Here is a 14,920-nt window from a genome sequence, read left to right on the forward strand (position 1 = left end):
CTGCGGGACTGTTGGCCTTCCACCGCCAGGACGGTGATGAGCAGTGGCGGACGACGTTCACGATCATCACGCGGACGGGTGAGGATGCGGCCGGCGAGGTGCACGACCGCATGCCGGTCTTTGTGACTCCTGCTTCGTGGAGTACCTGGTTGGCCCCGGAGAAGCTCGAGAAGGACCAGGTCGGAGACGTGCTGGATCTGCTGGACGTCGAGTCGCGGGCGGTGGCGTCGACTCTTCGAACCCGTCCTGTGTCGCGGGCGGTTAACAACGTCCGGACCTTGGACCGCCGCGACGCCGGCCTGATTGAGGCGGTTACTCGCGGTGGTGGTGATCGCTGACAGTTCGGCCCTGGCGGTAGCGAGGTTTGCCGTCGGCGCCGTTGCGGTAGCGGCGGGGGTTGCGGGCGAGTCTGCGCAGGGCGCGCAGTAGTTCGATGGTGCGCGCCTCCCCCAGCTCGGTGATGGCGTCTCGGTAGGCGCCCTGCTTGGTGGGGTCGACATTTGGGAGGCCGGCCACGACGAGGTGCCACCGTAGGAGTTCGAGGAACTGTGCTTCGCCTGCTTGCTCGGCTGCTCGGCGCAGTGGGCCCAGCAGTTCGTCCATGTGGCGCACCCTAGGTGTCGGCTCCGACAAGGGTCGGTTAGTGCAGGTCTCGGGCGGCGATGAGTCCGGTGATGAAGTCGGTGACGCGGTCGGCTTCGGCGTCGGTGAGGTCGAAGCGTTGGCCTCCGACGATGGTGCGAGCGGGGCCGAGTGGTTCTAGCCCGTAGAGGACTCGAGTGGTGGCTGACAGTGCGGCTCGGTTGGCGATGGATTCGATGGTGCAGTCCAGCGCTTCTGCGATTGCGGTGAGCTGGTCCCGGCCGATGACGGCGGGCGGCGTGGCCTGTCGGTAGGAGGTGGGTTGGGATTGGCCGCGTTCCCAGGCGCTAATCCAGGGGGATTTCACTCCGATGGCCACTGCCAGTTTGAGCTGGGTGAGTCCGGCCTCCATGCGTGCGGCGCGGATGGCGCGGCCGAGTGATCGGGCTTCGTCTGGGGTCACCGGGGCTCCCTATCTTTTGTGCCGGTGTTGAGGGTGGCCAAGACGGCCCAGTGTCCGTCGCTGCAGGTGACGTCGAGGACGGTGACGGCCGGAGTCGACCCATGCTGGCTAGTAGCTGCGATGCGGTGGTCGAGGTCGATATGGGCGTGCAGCTCGGTGGGGCCTGTCCCGACAATGAACGTCATTCCTGCCCCTCTCCCCCACTGGTTGGTCTGCCGGTGAGGTCGGCGCGGCGTGTGGTTTCGCGGCGCATGGCGCGGCCTTGGTCAAGGAGGATCTCGAAGAGGTCGTCGGTGGGCGCTTCGGTGCTGGCACGGGTCAGCTCAGCGGCGGTGCGGGCGAAGCGGCGGCGGTAGGCGGCGTCGAGGACGTCGGTGGCGAGGGTGCGCACTCCGATGGCGGGGGTTCCGAGTAGTGCGACGACCTGGAGAGCGTCGGCGAGGAGCCGTCCTTGGTGGCCGGCCATGCGGCCGGCGTTGGTGAGTGCGGCGAGCACCCGCGGGGCGTGGTGGGGTTCTCCTGCCGCGATGAGATCGGCAATGACCTGGAAAAGGTCGCCGTATCGGGGGCCTAGGAAGTCGCTTGCCTCGAGGTGGCGGGTGATGTGGCGAGCTTCGGTGGTGTCGGTGGTGTGCAGCAGGGCGCAGAGGAGTGCTGCTTCGGGGTCAAGTTCGGGGACGGTGGGTGCGTCGTCGGTGGCGGCGAGGTCGTCGACGTCGACCGGGTCGGCGGTGGCCTGCGGGTCCTCGGTCATGGTGTGCATTGTGTGTCCCCTCCCCTGCTGGTGGGTGGTTCAGGCGGCGTTGTGGGTGAGGTTCTTGATGCGGTCGGGTCGGAATCCGGCCCAGTGGTCGGTGCCGGCGACGACTACGGGGGCCTGGAGGTGGCCGAGGGCCATGACGTAGTCGCGGGCTTCGGTGTCGGTGGTGATGTCGACGAGCTCGTAGTCCAGGCCGGCCTTCTCGAGCGCCTTGATGGTGGCGCCGCACTGCACGCACTGGGGCTTGGTGTACACGGTGATGGCCATGGCGGTGGTCCTTTCGGTCGTGGTGTCCGTCTGCCTCGCGGCGATGGGCGGGGGTTGTGGGTCAGGCGGCGTAGATCGCGCGGCGGATGGTGCCGACGATCTCGGTGTCGTCTTCGTCGGCGACGACGGTGACCCGGTCCTCATGAACGGTGAGCGGGTTGACCGAGAGGTCGAGGACTGTGGCGAGCGTGGCGGCGGCCTCCCAGGGCTCGGTCGCGGTGACGGAGTAGGTGATGCGGGCCATGGCTGGCTCCTTTCGGGTTCGGGGTGAGTGGCCTTGTGGCCTGCTCTGCTTCTAGTGTACACGCATCATGCGTGTATAGTGCGTCTATGGCGCGTTAATGTGCTCTCACCTGCGGGTTTTCGCACCACCGCCTCGGCTGTGCCGTTCGCGCAGTGTCCCCCTTTCCCTGACACCTGCCGATCGTGTGGGCCGCGAACCGGAGGCAAGAGAGGGCACCCGGGCGGACGCGGGGAATCTGCGGCGAAATAAGCGAGCGCAGCGAGCGCGTCGCAGATTGGTCGTGGCCGGCCGGGCGACGGCGAAGCCGGCGCCGACCTTGACGCAGGGAGCGGAACACAAAGACTCGCAGTGGCAGGGAAAGAGGGCCACCCACCGGTTCGCCCCACCACCGGGCAGTGCCGGCGTCCACGGCCAGGGATCTACGCCTCGGGAGTCTGCGGGCGGTGTTGCACGCGGGAGCTGGCCCCAGTCGACCCGCGGCGGCCGGGCAGATAGTGGTTCTAGTGGGTGAGGGTGGTGGTGGCTCGGAGGGAGGCGAGGAGGTCGGTGCGTCCGGTTGGGGTGATGCGGGGTGCGATGACGGCGTGGGGTTCGTCGCCCAGGGCGATGAGGTGGGCGTGGTGTTTGTAGGGGTCGTCGGCGTGGATGTCGATGGTGGTGGCTGCGGCGTGGTGTGCGGCGAGGTCGAGGGCTTCGGCGTGGCTGCCGGTGGTGGTCAGGGTGTCCTGGTGGAGGAGTTGGCCTGTGGGGGTGGTCGTGGTGATGGTGACGATGTGCATGGGTCTACCTCTTGTAGGTGGTGCGGCCGCCGGCGCGGAAGGGGCTGGTGTCGGAGTGGTAGGGCTTGCCGTCGTTGTATTCGGCGTCGAGGCGGTCGAGCAGCTCCTCGAAGGCGCGGACGGTGAAGGCGACGGCGCTGGGCAGGTCCTCGTCCTTGTCGAGGGCTTCGCAGGTGCCCCAGATGCGTTCGACCAGGTCGGCTGGCAGGCGCATGTTCCAGTTGCGGTATTCGGGGGCGTCGGCCGGCCGTGGGGTGCCCTCCCCTGCTGCGGCTTGGGCGACGAGGCTGTCGGTGGTCTTGCGCTTGCGGACGGGCGGTGTGGCGGCCATGGGTTCAGGTCCTTTCGGCGGTCAGGGTGGTGAGCAGCTCGTGGAAGCTGTCGCGGACGGTGACGGCGGCGATGTCGCGGAGCTCGTCGAGTCCTTGACCGTTGGCGGCGGCTTCGGCGATGAAGGCGCGGCGTGGGATGTCGTGGGGGTGGACGGTGTAGCCGGATTGGGTGGCCCAGTCGCGGATCTCGGTGGCGACGCGGCCGTGGGTGGCGGTGCGGGTGGTGTCGCGCAGGTTGATGAGGATGTCGGGGTCGGGCAGGGGCCGGCTGGGGCGGAGGTCTTCGTTGATCTCGTCGACGAGCTCGCCGGTGTCGCTGATGCCGTTGAAGGAGTCGTTTTCGGGTTCGGTGACCAGGAGGACCCGGTCGGCTGAGTAGAGGGCGTTGATGGTTCCCAGGGACAGGCCGCGGTCGCAGTCGATGATGACGAGGTCGTAGTTGTCGCGGACGGTGTCGAGGGCTTTGTGTAGGACTTTTCCGGGGGCCACTCCCCCGAGCGCCTGCAGGGCTGCGGCGAGTTTGCCGCGGCCGGAGGGGACGATGTCCAGGCCGGGGCGGCGGGTGGTGTGGGTGGCGCCGGCGAGGGTGACGCCTGGGGTGCGGGCGTAGATGTCGGCGAGGGTGTGTCCGTCGGGGTCGCGGTTTCCGAGGATGCGCAGGGCTACTCCCCCTTGGGCGTCGTGGTCGATGACTAGGACGCGCTTGCCGCCTGCGACGGCGGTGTGGGCGAGCATGAGGGCGGTGGTGGTCTTGCCGACGCCGCCCTTGTGGTTGGCGATCGCGATGACCGTGGTCATTGGTGCTTTCCCTTCGTTATGCGTGCATGGTGCGAGTATATCGGCGCATGGTGCGGGTATGTCGCACGTGTGATGCTTGGGTGCGGGGCGTGTCGTGGGTGATGTGCGGGATGGGTGGCCGGCGGTCGGGCGTGGCGCTTAGCGGAGCGGCGCCACGCCCGACCGCCCCGCCGGCCTAGCCGGTGGCCTCCTCGTCCTGGTCTTCGTCGGTGAGGGCGTCGGCGATGAGGTGGACGGCCTCCTGGACCCGGACGGCGGTGACCTTGATGGTGTCGGCCTGTCCCCCGCTCCAGCTGGCGAGGTAGCCGACGCTGTAATCGCTCGTGTCGAGGTCGTGCAGTGCGGCCACGACGTAGGCGACGGATTCGGCCTCGAGTTCGCGGGTGGCCTGGTCGGGCTCGGTGGTGAGCGTGCCCTCGTCGTCGGTGTGCAGGATGGCGTGCGCGGCCTCGTGGATGGCGGTTTTGGCGGCGTGGGCGTCGGATAGGTCGGCGTCGACGACGATGCGGCGGGTTCCGTCGACGGTGCAGTAGCCGTTGGACTCGCCGGGGATCTGCTCGCGGGTGACGGTCCAGCCCTGGCCGGTCATCCACTCGCTGATGCGCTCGTAGAGGGCGGCGTGGTCGTCGCCCTGGAGCTGGGCGACGGGGGCGGTGAGCTGCTCGACTCCCTCGATGGGGTCGGTCTGGGAGATGTCGAACACGCTGACCACGGGCGGTGGGCACTTGATGGCCTTGCGGGTGGTCTCTCCGGTGGCCTCGTCGGTCTCGGAGACGAGGCGGAACGGCTTGCCGAAGATCCGGATCCCCTTCTCACCTTTGCGGACCTGGCGGCCCTTGGCCTGCCACGCCTTGAATCCGGCGACCTGGGTCGCGTGCGGACACTGCACCTGGATCAGCATCGTGTTGTTGAAGCTGTAGCGGTGGAACGATCCGAGGAAGTCCAGCCACCTGAGCCACCGGCCGGACTGCATGAGGGCGTCGACGGCGGCGGACAGCTCGTCGTGCATCTGCTCGACCTTCTCGGCGCGGGCCGCGCGGGCGGCCTCTTTCTGCTGCGGGGTGTAGGTCTTGCGGGCCATGGCTGGCTCCTTTCGGGTGCGGGGTGAGCGGGTGTCCCCGGCTCTGTCTTTTATTGTACACGCGTCATGCGTGTATGGTACGTCTATGGTGCGTTAATGTGCTCTCACCTGCTGCGGGTCCGCCGGGCCCGGCCCGCCGATTGGCGGGCCGGGGACTATGGCTAGAGGTGCAGCTGGTCGGTGCACCCGGTGCAGCGGCTGCCGCTCTGGCCGGAGGTGATGACCTCGGCGCAGTTGGTGCAGCGGCGGGCGGGGTGGACGAACGCGGCGCGGCCGTTCTCGTAGTGCCACAGCACTTCGGTGCCGTCGGGATTGGTCACGAGCCGGATTTCGGCCGCGATAGTGCGGCCCTCGTCCGGGACCTCGAGATCGAAGGTCTCGAGCAGGGTGCCTGGCTTGGTCATGGTGGTCCTTTCGGGTGCGGGGTGAGCGGGTGTTCCCGTCTCTGTCTTCTATTGTACACGCATCATGCGTGTATGGTACGTCTATGGTGCGTTAATGTGCTCTCACCTGCGGGTTTCTGCGGCTGACGCCTCGGCTGTGCCATTCGCGCAGTGTCCCCCTTTCCCTGACACCTGCCGATTTTCGTGCGCAGCGAACGGGAGTCAAGAGAGGGCACCCGGACGGACGCGACCAATCCGCCCCGAAATAAGCGCAGCGCGGGGCGGATTGGTCGTGGCCGGCCGGGCGACGGCGAAGCCGGCGCCGACCTTGACCCCGGAAGTGGAGCACGCACAATCGCGGTGGCAGGGAAAGAGGGCCGCCCACCAGTGCCCACCCAGAGGCCGGGCCACCGTCGCTTGGACGGTAGCCCGGCATCGGGAGGGGTCTTACAGCTCGTCGGTGTCGACGTGGTCGCCGCAGGCGCGGCGCTCGACGGGGGACAGGGCGTAGCCCTGGTCCTCGATGAACCGGAGGTAGGCCACAGTGCGGCGGTCGATGTGTCGCCAGGAGCCCTTGTGGGTGTTGACCTCGTGGGCGATCAGGCACATGGCCAGGCTGGTCATGGTGGCTTTAGCGGTGGTCATCGCCTCGGTGTCCGGGACCGTCAGGTAGGTCTCGCGCTCGCCTCGCAGTCGGTCCGCGGAGAGCAGGTGCGGGCTGGTGGTAATGGTGGCGGCGACGAACGCGGCGCTGTTCTTCGGCGCGGCCTTGCGGGCGCAGAAGGTCTTGAGCCAGTCGCGGCGGACCTGCTCGGCGGCAAGCCACGCCTTGTTTGCGGCGATGACGTCGCGTCGTTCGGCCCGCTTCTGCTCGCGCTCTTCCTCAGTCGGTTCGCCCTGGGACGCGGTGCTCCACGGGGTTTTCCACCCTCGGGCGGCGAGGTCGTCGCAGTACCAGCGGGTCTGGACTACCAGCGCTTCGTGGACCTGGCTCCGGATGATCGCGTCCTCGGGCCGGTCCTCCTCGTCGTCCTCGTAGATCTCGTACGGGTCGACCGGCTCCCCGGTGGCCGTGAGGACGGTGGTGAAGTCGGCATCAAGCCGGACGGCGAGGTGGTCGCCAGGGTTGTCGGGGTCGATGGTGACCTTCTCACCGGTCTCGACGTCGACCAGCCTGTCGACCCACTCGCCCTTGGAGTCGTAGGCGGGCCAGCCCTCGAGGACGGGCACACCCTTGGCCTCCCACTGGGCGCGGGCCTCGGCCAGGGCGGCGGCGATCTGCCGCTGCTGACGCAGGCGAGCGGCCTGGTGCTCGAACTGGCCGGTGGCGGCGGCACGGACGAGGCTGTCGACGGCGCGGTCATCGTCGGCGAACTCGGCAACGACGGCGGCTTGGGTGATGGTCAGGTCGTAGCGGTCGAGAGTGTCGGTGTCGGGCATGGTGGTGGCCGCGTCGACGGTGGAGCGGTCGACGCGCAGGCGCTTGCTGATCTGGGCGGGGGAGATGCCAAAGGCGGCGAGCTGGGCGATGGTCTCGGCCTGCTCGCGGGTGGTGAGGTTCTGTCGCTGCTGGTTCTCGTCCCACTGGGCCGCGATCATGTCAGTCTTGCCGTCGAGGTCGTCTGCCGGGGCAGAGGTGACGATGACGGGGACCTGGTCGAGTTCGGCAGCCACGGCGGCGAGGGTGCGGCGGTGGCCGTGCTTGACGACCAGGTCGTTGTTGTCGTCGCGGTAGGCGTTGATCGGCTCAAGGAGGCCGTGTTCGCGGACGCTGGCGACCAGGTCGTCGGAGGCTTTGGCGTCGCGGATGTTCGAGACGAGGGTCAGCTCGGAGGGGCTGACGTGGATGAGGTTCATCGTGGTGTCCACGGTGGTCCTTTCGGGTACGGGGTGAGCGGCCTTGTGGCTGCTCTGCTTCTAGTATACACGCGCGATGCGTGTATGGTACGTCTATGGTGCGTTAATGTGCTTTCACCTGCGGTTATGGCGCTGGGGCGTAGACGATGTGGGGGACTCCTTGGTGGGTGTAGTAGCCCTCGGTGTAGGTGCCGGTGTCGGAGGGTTCGTCGTGTCCGATCGCCCACACTTGGGCGGCGAGGTCTGCGGCGTCGAGCTCGCCGTCGGGTGAGTGGTGGGGGGTGACGATTCCGCTTCGGGGGCCGATGGTGACGCGGCGGGCGCGGTGGTCTCCGGCACGGGCGAGGTTGACGGTGTCGCGCATGAGTTCGCGCAGGTTGGTCGAGCGCAGTGGTTCGGCGGTGGTCATGCGGCCAGAGTGGCACGGTTCGTGGGCGTCGGCGGCTTCGGTGGACACCTGGGCGCGGGTGTTGTGGGGGAGGGGTGGGGTGTGAAATGCGCTGAAGGGGGTCGCCAGGCGGGCGACCCCCTCCAGCGGCCGGTTAGGGCATCAGGACGTCGAAGTGGGTGAGGCGGACGCCGTTCTTGCCGTTGCTGGTGAACCGTGCGGAGATCGCGCGGGCGCGGGGGCCGATGGTGAGGACTGCGGCGACGTAGTGCACGGCCATATGCGGCGTGACCTGAACGGTATCGACCCGGGGTTCGATGAGGGTTGCGCGGTCGGTGTCGTTGGTGCGGGTCTGGCGGGCGACTGCGGCGCGGTTGATCGCTGCGGCTCCTGCCTCGGTGGCGATCTGGTCGAGGTTGGTTACGCGGCTGCGCTGGCGGTTGTAGACGGCGACGGCGACGTTGATGGCGCGGTCGATCTCGCGGCGGACGCGAGCGTCGACGGTGACGGGGCGCTCGGCGGGTGCGCCGTGGTTGCGCTCGACCTGCTGGGCGATGTCCTGGTGGGCGGTGGCCTCGATCTGCTCGGTGAGCCAGTCACTGGCCACGAGCGGGGTGACGCCGTAGTGGCGCATCTCGGCGTAGGCGGCGGCGATCCCCTCGGCGCCGGGGACGGTGAACGTGGGCGACGTGAGCATGGTCGCTCCTTTCGGGTGCGGGGTGAGCGGGTGTTCCCGGCTCTGTCTTCTATTGTACACGCATCATGCGTGTATGGTACGTCTATGGCGCGTTAATGTGCTCTCACCTGCGGGTTTTTCGCGCCACCGCCTCGGCTGTGCCGTTCGCGCAGTGTCCCCCTTTCTCTGACACCTGCCGATTTTCGTGTGTAGCGAACGGGGTCAAGAGAGGGCACCCGGACTGCTGCGACGAATCCGCCCCGAAATAAGCGCAGCGCGGGGCGGATTGGTCGTGGCCGGCCGGGCGACGGCGAAGCCGGCGCCGACCTTGACGCCGGCAGTGGAGCACGAAGAATCGCGGTGGCAGGGAAAGAGGGCCGCCCACCGGTTAGCCCCACCGCCAGGCAGTGCCGGCGTCCACGGCCAGAGATCTACGCACCGGGAGTCACCGGGCGGTGTTGCACGCGGGAGCTGGCCCCAGTCGACCCGCGGCGGCCGGGCAAATAGTGCTCTTAGGTGGTGACGGGCAGTGCTTCGGATCGGATGCTGATGCCGATGTTGCGGGCTTTGGCGCCGCTGAGTTGGGGGTGGTTCCGGCCGTGGCTGTCGGTGTAGATGGTGGCGGCCAGGTCGTGTTCGTCGGCGTCGATGATGACATCGTCGCCGATGGTGAGGCTGGTGTGGGCGTTCTCGGCGAGTTGTTTGCGCAGCTCGACGTCGTAGACGACCTCGCCGGTGAAGGTGCGGGCGGTGGGGTTGTAGGCGCGGTGTCGCACTTTGATGGTGAGCACGCTGCTGCCGGATTTGAGCTGGTTGAGGGTGCCGATTTCGATGACGTTGCCGTCGATGACCATGGCTGGTCCTTTCGAGTGTGGGGTGACTGTTCGTCTGCGACTCAGCTTAGCTGGGCCCGTACCTGGTGGTGATTGTCCTGATGTGTTCAGGCCGGTAGCCGCACCATTGGAGTTCTGGGGTGATGACGACTGGCAGGGCGGTCACCCAGTCCTGCTCGGTGAGTCCCTCGAGTGCGTCCGGGTCTTCGTCGATGTCCACGTACAAGAACGCAACACCGGCTTGATCCAGGAGCTTTTTGGTCCTTATGCACGGCGGACAGGACTCGCGTCCGTAGAGCGTGACGAGCAAGCCGGTCATGGCTGGGACAGCACCCCCAACGTAGTCGTAGTGCGGCACTCGGACAGTTCAGGAGAGGCCGTGTGCATGGGGCAAGAGTACGACCGCTCGGAGTCAGTGGACGCTGGTGACGTCACGGTGGGGGAGCAGACCGAGGGGCGTGGCTAGGCCGGCGCTCTCGCGCTGGCGTCGCGGCGGTCGGGCCCACCGGAGGGGAGTGGCGACCGCGGGGGGGCTGCTCGACGAGGAGGACGAGGATGGGTGCGGTGCCGCGGAGCAGGGTGTGGGCGAGGGCGCTGCCCGCGAGCCTCAGCGTGAGTGAGACGTGCGCGAAGAACGTGGAGCCCGCGGAGAGTCCGCGCTGTCTCTGCGTGGCTCTCGGCGTGCCAGCAGGCGCGCTCACCGCAGATGCGGGCGGCCAGCTCCTGGGCCCTCGTCAGCGCACCTGTACGACGGGACGCGGCGTCCAGGTCCAGAGTGGAGGCGGCGGACCAGAGCGTTCCGCGGCCGGTGCCCGCCCGGGTAGCGAGCCCGGCGTCCTCGAGCTGCCGGAGGAGGTGGAGGACCCCGTGGGTGGCGTCCCCGGGAGGGAGGCCCAGGAGAGCAGCGAGTTGGCGGGTGGGGGAGGCGGGGTGGCGTAGCAGGGTGAGGAGGGTGCGCCGGCTGGTGTGGCGGAGGAGTCCCCAGAGGGGGTGCTGCAAGGGCACCGCAGGGCTTGTGACGTCATGGTCGGTTTCCCCCCGGTAAGTGGTCGCGGGGACCGCGAGGTCATACCGGGTGGCTTCCCGCGGGGTGGTGGAGCTCCACGGGTGGCTCACGACAAGCAGCCCTCGCTTAACCAGGGCCGCGAGCCTGTCGGACGCTGCGCCGTCGGACAGGTGGAGTGCGAGCTGCAGATCTCGGCGAGCGATCGGCCGGCTCGCCAGTCCGTACCCGTCGCTGAACCGGTCGATGACCACGGCGGCAGCTGCCTGGAGGTCGGCATCACCCCACCAGCGGATCTCCTCGCGTGCTGCGTCGAGGGTGCGGCGGTCTGACTCGGGGATCTCAGGGCGGAATGCTCGCGCACGCCGAGCGATCGAAGCCCAGTGCTGCCGACAGGCGGACCAGTCAGAAGTCCGGTCGTCCCGGCGGGACACCTCGTCACGTTGACGAAACTTCCCGAAAGCAGCAGTGCGCTGGTACCACCACAGCGCGGCGGTCGCCGAGCGGATGCCGTGACGCCAAAGAACCCACGCGGCGTCCGTGGCGGCCGCGGACCGGTCGCGGCGGGTGTCGTCGTTGAGGATCGCCCAATCCTCGGGCGTGAACTGTGCGCGCCGGCGCCACGCTCGAGGTGCTTCGGTCACCAGGCGCGTGCCGTCGTCAACCGGCAACGGCAGGGGAATGGCTGAGGGAGCCGGCTGTCGACGACGCAGCCGCTGTGGCGCGGATCCCCGCGCGTCGCGAGGAAGCGATGCCTGGACAGCTCGGATTACCGTGCGAACGTCAGTCGCTTTCCCGGTCTCGAGGTCGACGAGCTGCGCGGGACGCCCCTCGGGTTTGAGGCTTACGCTGCCCGGCAGTCGAATGGCCTTGCCCTCACGGTGGTCGATCGCCGCGGCCGGCAGCCGATGGTGCTCACGGATGAGAGCGACACGTCGCAAGAGCTCGTCGCGGCCGTGCCTGGTCGCCGGAATACACCAGAGGTGAAGACAGTCGTCGCGCCCGGAGGCGACCGCGGCGACGACCACGGTCGCAGTATCCGAAGCCGCCTGACGAATCTCGGGGACTACCAGTTCGGCGCACTCGTCGATGTCGAGGGCGACCAGCTCTGGACGTGGCTGGGCGACGATGGCCCATGTTGCGGCTTCAGTGCCGAGGCGAGCGCGGCGCACGAGCTGGTCGGCGGTGCCGCTACCGACCTGGATCGCTTGGTTGTCGCCCTGGGTCGGAGCGAGAGCCCATGCGCGGACGGTTGAGTCCGCCAGGAGAGCTGCGAGCTCCGCGAGGGCCGCAGTATCGACGACGGTAATGGTGGTTGGAGGGTCTGGCTCAGTCGAGACGAGTTCCGGCGCGGCGGTGCTGGACACGTCCACAGGGTGTGAGCTACCCTCAGAACAGCTTCGCAAGCAGTTCTGCCTTTCAGGTGGGGCACCAAAAACCGGTTCGAGCTGGTAACTCTTTCCGGTCACACTCTCAAGATCGCCCTTCGGTTGCCTCCGGGGGGCGATCGCTTTTGTGTGGGTGCGCTATGCAGTTGATCGTGTGCGCGTGTTCTATGCGCTAAGCGATGTCTGCGAGCGGCGGCTCCTCTAATTGGTGGCGTGGGAACAGGGCATCAGCGGGGGTCTCTCGGATCTCGTCAGTCCGGCCGACGTGAGCGGCCAGGACATCTGCGACGTACTGGGATACCGATGTGCCAGCGTCGGCAGCCCGACGCTGAACCTCATCGTGGACGTCGCGCGCGAGACGCGTACCGACGAGTCGTCGATCACCCTTGTGTGGCTGTGCCATGACCGCATTCCTACCGGTATCTGTAACTGTTATGGCGGACGACACGCCGCTGATGGCCATGGCGACACTATAAACCGGTGTCGGCGTTTCTCGCATACCCTGCTTGGGTGCGAATCTTCATTGACACTGACTGCGGCGTTGACGACGCCCTGGCCCTGGCCGTGCTGGTGAGCCGTCCCGAGGTCGAGATCATCGGCGTGACCACGACTTCGGGGAACACCTCAGCCGTGCAAGCGGCGAGGAATGTTGCCGACGTGCTCGCGGTGATGCGACACCATATACCGGTGATTGCCGGTCCTGTGCCGGGTCCCACCTTCACGCCCCGCCTGGTGCACGGCCCTGATGGGCTGGGCGGCCACGGTTCGAGGCCGGATCGACCGGGCGATCCGCACGCCGCGTCCAAGGCGATCCTCGAGTTCTGCGAATCGGCGGGGTCGGAGGATGTCCTGCTCTGTCTAGGTCCGATGACCAATCTAGCTGCGGCAAAGCCGCAATCGAGCCCGCGCATTGTTGCTGTCGGTGGCGCCGGCATCGTCGGAGAGTCGGACCCGGGACGAGATCCCAACTCGGAGGTAGACATCGCCGCGAGTACATGGGTCGTCGAGAATCTCGGCGTGGATTGGGTGACGATCAACGCTGGGGAGCACATATGGCTCAGAGAGTCGGAGTTCGGTTCGACCACGGCCAGCGGGCGCTTTCAGCGGTCGATTCACGAGGCCTACGGGTGGCATTGTGCGCAGAGGGCAGGGCGGCAAGTGTGGTCTCCGTCGGCTTACGACACGATTGCCGCTCTTGCTGCGGTGGGATCTGAGTTGGGGAAATGGGAGTGGGTGACCCCCACCTTCGTCGGCTCCTCAATGTGGGGAACGCCAGGGGGCGATCACCGGATGCTGACGGTTCCAGCCGATGAGTCCTGTGCTGGGGTCGTTCGGTCCGCCGTATCGAAAGCGCTGGCATGAACAGACGTGAGCTGTTCATGGCTCGTCGTCGAGCGCGGCGGGCACTGCGCGGCATTCGCTGCGCGCGGCCGTGGACTCGAGAGTCCTTGCTGGGGGAGATCTCTCGACAGCGGGGGAGACCCGTGACAGTCGAGCAGATGGAGGGAGCGCTGAGTACGGAGGCGTGCGGCCTGCTGGTCCAGTTCGACTCTGCGGACCACATCATTCTGGGTGCCGGCACACCGCAGTGGCACCAAGATGCCGTGACGGCCCACGAGATCGCCCACCTGCTCCTGGGACATCGGGGAGACCTCGCCACGCCGGACGCGGCCCACGGAATGGACGCGTACTTTCCGGATCTGGACTTGAGCGAGGTTCACCGCCTGCTTAAACGCGAGAACCACTCTTCGCTAGAGGAGTACGAAGCGGAGTTCCTCGGCACACTCATCCTTGCGCGTATGACCACCGGGATCGAGGTCGAGAGGCAGTTGCGCCAAGCCCAGGAAACGTCTGGTGGGCGGGAGCTATGGCGCGCCTTCGGGGTGGATAACCATGCGTAATTTGCTGCCAGCCTGGCTCGATTTCACGCTACTTGCGATCACCTGGGCGGCGATCTTGTGGCGGGTGTACGCGGCACGCAGCGGTGGAGCTCCCCGGCGGCTAACCGAATCACTGGCCGCGGGGGCTGTGGCCCTGACATTGAAGGTGGGCCCGATCTACGACGTCGTTGAGCCGCTCCTTGGGGCAGCGATCCTGCGCGCACTAATTCATGGAGCGTGCCTCGTGGCGGTGGCTGGCGTGATCTTGCTCTGGTTTGCCACGCAGGGCGACGTCAAACACCCACGGCTGGTGCCTGTCCTCTACGCCATTAGCGGCGGGCTGACGGTGCTACTGGTCATCACTGCCGCTGTCGCCCCACGCGCCGGTGACCAAATGGAGTCTGCTCCAAGCGGCTGGGCGTTGTGGTACTTCGCCATCTTCTGTCTTCCCACGTTGGTCGGATTGGTTCTGCTGGTCAAACAGCTCATCGGCTCCTGGGGACTAAGCCGGTCGCGGCTAGTCGGCGCGGTGGTGACGCTGGTCTACGCCTTCCTGGTCATCGACAACTTCACCGTGTTTGTGGCCGTGGGGTTCAGCGCTCTTCGAGATGATCACAGTCTCCTAGACGGCCGCGGTGTACCAAACGGGGTCGTCTTCGCAGTTCTTCTGACAATTGGTGCCGTCATTTCGGCACTGGTGGCCAACCGTGGAGCGGAAGATGGCTGGGTCGATCCGATGACGGCTATGTGGCTGGACCTGAGAACGGCGTGCCCTGAGGTGGCTCTCAGTGATCCGTGGAGTCTGCGCGGCAAGGAGCAGCGCCTCCGAGCCATCGTGGAGAGCGTCGACGCTCTTGCTCATCTGGCGCCCCTGGTGAACGACCGTCATATGCGCGCAGCTCGCAAAGTAAGCGCCGAACCTCCGGCACTGATCCTCGCACTCGCAATTCAGGACGCAGCGATGCAGCGCGACAGGCGAACAGACCACCTCGGTGACGAGGGTCTGCTTGCCGTCGACGCCGTCGGCCAGGCGGGGGAGCTATCGGTGCAGTGGCAGCGAGCCAAGCAACTACGACACACGGCGGGACACGGCAGCGAGAAGGGCTTTTCGCGTGGTGTCGACCGGTTTGCCCCGCAGTCGGACTGACCTTGCACCTGCATTCACCAGGTGCCTGAGCAGCTCCAGCTGCTCATGAATTTTCTCGT

Annotated in this window: 23 protein-coding genes; 7 read left to right on the forward strand and 16 right to left on the reverse strand. The window is 67.3% G+C overall.

The genetic code is table 11. From position 1 onward, the window contains the following. Positions 1-338 (forward strand): SOS response-associated peptidase family protein (locus Q2K20_RS16865; protein ID WP_317176995.1); only part of this gene is annotated, 338 nt, incomplete at its 5' end. Here Q2K20_RS16865 and Q2K20_RS16870 read toward each other — a convergent pair. From Q2K20_RS16870 to Q2K20_RS16945, 16 genes are all read right to left on the reverse strand, one after another. Beyond that, positions 313-603, reverse strand: coding sequence for a hypothetical protein (locus Q2K20_RS16870; RefSeq protein WP_317176996.1), 291 nt, complete (start codon positions 601-603; stop codon positions 313-315). The two genes, Q2K20_RS16865 and Q2K20_RS16870, sit on opposite strands and share 26 nt — an antisense overlap. Positions 604-640: 37 nt before the next feature. Next, positions 641-1,045 (reverse strand): helix-turn-helix transcriptional regulator, encoded by a 405-nt coding sequence (locus Q2K20_RS16875; protein WP_253003972.1) that lies wholly within the window; start codon positions 1,043-1,045, stop codon positions 641-643. Then, positions 1,042-1,230 (reverse strand): hypothetical protein, encoded by a 189-nt coding sequence (locus Q2K20_RS16880; protein WP_317176997.1) that lies wholly within the window; start codon positions 1,228-1,230, stop codon positions 1,042-1,044. Before Q2K20_RS16880 ends, Q2K20_RS16875 begins: the two co-directional genes overlap by 4 nt. Further along, entirely contained in the window at positions 1,227-1,799 is a 573-nt protein-coding gene (locus Q2K20_RS16885; RefSeq protein WP_253003970.1) for a DnaB-like helicase N-terminal domain-containing protein, read from the reverse strand. The genes Q2K20_RS16880 and Q2K20_RS16885 overlap by 4 nt, the downstream gene beginning before the upstream one ends. Before the next feature lie 39 nt (positions 1,800-1,838). Next, the gene (gene nrdH / locus Q2K20_RS16890; RefSeq protein ID WP_253003969.1) at positions 1,839-2,072 is read right to left on the reverse strand and encodes a glutaredoxin-like protein NrdH; all 234 of its coding nucleotides are present in this window, start codon (positions 2,070-2,072) and stop codon (positions 1,839-1,841) included. Between the two features lie 61 nt (positions 2,073-2,133). Next, on the reverse strand, positions 2,134-2,316 hold the full coding sequence (locus Q2K20_RS16895) for a hypothetical protein (RefSeq protein ID WP_017838630.1): 183 nt from the start codon (positions 2,314-2,316) through the stop codon (positions 2,134-2,136). A gap of 500 nt (positions 2,317-2,816) precedes the next feature. Further along, positions 2,817-3,095 carry a hypothetical protein gene (locus tag Q2K20_RS16900; RefSeq protein WP_317176998.1) on the reverse strand — a complete coding sequence of 93 codons (279 nt, stop codon included), beginning with the start codon at positions 3,093-3,095 and terminating at the stop codon, positions 2,817-2,819. 4 nt (positions 3,096-3,099) lie between these two features. Further along, complete coding sequence (locus Q2K20_RS16905; protein WP_017836510.1) at positions 3,100-3,426, reverse strand: hypothetical protein; 327 nt, start codon at positions 3,424-3,426, stop codon at positions 3,100-3,102. 4 nt (positions 3,427-3,430) lie between these two features. Beyond that, on the reverse strand, positions 3,431-4,225 hold the full coding sequence (locus Q2K20_RS16910) for a ParA family protein (RefSeq protein ID WP_067715302.1): 795 nt from the start codon (positions 4,223-4,225) through the stop codon (positions 3,431-3,433). A 175-nt stretch (positions 4,226-4,400) separates the two neighbouring features. Continuing rightward, positions 4,401-5,306, reverse strand: a complete 906-nt coding sequence (locus Q2K20_RS16915) for an ArdC-like ssDNA-binding domain-containing protein (protein ID WP_253003968.1) — start codon at positions 5,304-5,306, stop codon at positions 4,401-4,403. 161 nt (positions 5,307-5,467) lie between these two features. Continuing rightward, on the reverse strand, positions 5,468-5,710 hold the full coding sequence (locus tag Q2K20_RS16920) for a hypothetical protein (protein ID WP_069388970.1): 243 nt from the start codon (positions 5,708-5,710) through the stop codon (positions 5,468-5,470). 426 nt (positions 5,711-6,136) lie between these two features. After that, positions 6,137-7,558 carry a ParB/RepB/Spo0J family partition protein gene (locus Q2K20_RS16925; protein WP_317176999.1) on the reverse strand — a complete coding sequence of 474 codons (1,422 nt, stop codon included), beginning with the start codon at positions 7,556-7,558 and terminating at the stop codon, positions 6,137-6,139. Positions 7,559-7,670: 112 nt separating this feature from the next. After that, the gene (locus Q2K20_RS16930; RefSeq protein WP_017838461.1) at positions 7,671-7,955 is read right to left on the reverse strand and encodes a hypothetical protein; all 285 of its coding nucleotides are present in this window, start codon (positions 7,953-7,955) and stop codon (positions 7,671-7,673) included. A 133-nt stretch (positions 7,956-8,088) separates the two neighbouring features. Continuing rightward, the gene (locus Q2K20_RS16935; RefSeq protein WP_067715289.1) at positions 8,089-8,631 is read right to left on the reverse strand and encodes a hypothetical protein; all 543 of its coding nucleotides are present in this window, start codon (positions 8,629-8,631) and stop codon (positions 8,089-8,091) included. A gap of 491 nt (positions 8,632-9,122) precedes the next feature. Then, positions 9,123-9,464, reverse strand: a complete 342-nt coding sequence (locus Q2K20_RS16940; RefSeq protein WP_017838631.1) for a hypothetical protein — start codon at positions 9,462-9,464, stop codon at positions 9,123-9,125. A gap of 46 nt (positions 9,465-9,510) precedes the next feature. After that, the gene (locus Q2K20_RS16945; RefSeq protein ID WP_017838632.1) at positions 9,511-9,762 is read right to left on the reverse strand and encodes a glutaredoxin family protein; all 252 of its coding nucleotides are present in this window, start codon (positions 9,760-9,762) and stop codon (positions 9,511-9,513) included. Between the two features lie 362 nt (positions 9,763-10,124). On the opposite strand from Q2K20_RS16945, the gene Q2K20_RS16950 reads away from it, so the two are divergent. The 6 genes from Q2K20_RS16950 to Q2K20_RS16975 all read left to right on the forward strand — a co-directional run bounded on the left by Q2K20_RS16950 (position 10,125) and on the right by Q2K20_RS16975 (position 14,861). Then, positions 10,125-10,382: a hypothetical protein gene (locus Q2K20_RS16950; protein ID WP_268099998.1), complete on the forward strand. Its 258-nt coding sequence runs from the start codon at positions 10,125-10,127 to the stop codon at positions 10,380-10,382. Positions 10,383-10,550: 168 nt separating this feature from the next. Further along, positions 10,551-10,778, forward strand: a complete 228-nt coding sequence (locus tag Q2K20_RS16955; protein ID WP_069388974.1) for a hypothetical protein — start codon at positions 10,551-10,553, stop codon at positions 10,776-10,778. 549 nt (positions 10,779-11,327) lie between these two features. Further along, entirely contained in the window at positions 11,328-11,702 is a 375-nt protein-coding gene (locus tag Q2K20_RS16960) for a hypothetical protein (protein ID WP_268099997.1), read from the forward strand. 642 nt (positions 11,703-12,344) lie between these two features. Beyond that, positions 12,345-13,196, forward strand: a complete 852-nt coding sequence (locus tag Q2K20_RS16965; protein WP_172815703.1) for a nucleoside hydrolase — start codon at positions 12,345-12,347, stop codon at positions 13,194-13,196. 122 nt (positions 13,197-13,318) lie between these two features. Next, entirely contained in the window at positions 13,319-13,735 is a 417-nt protein-coding gene (locus Q2K20_RS16970; RefSeq protein WP_067715278.1) for a hypothetical protein, read from the forward strand. Then, a complete protein-coding gene (locus Q2K20_RS16975; protein WP_317177000.1) occupies positions 13,728-14,861 on the forward strand; it encodes a hypothetical protein in 1,134 nt (377 codons plus the stop codon). The genes Q2K20_RS16970 and Q2K20_RS16975 overlap by 8 nt, the downstream gene beginning before the upstream one ends. Positions 14,862-14,920 lie beyond the last annotated feature (59 nt).

It is taken from the genome of Dietzia sp. IN118 (assembly GCF_032905965.1).
Classification (GTDB): domain Bacteria; phylum Actinomycetota; class Actinomycetes; order Mycobacteriales; family Mycobacteriaceae; genus Dietzia; species Dietzia kunjamensis.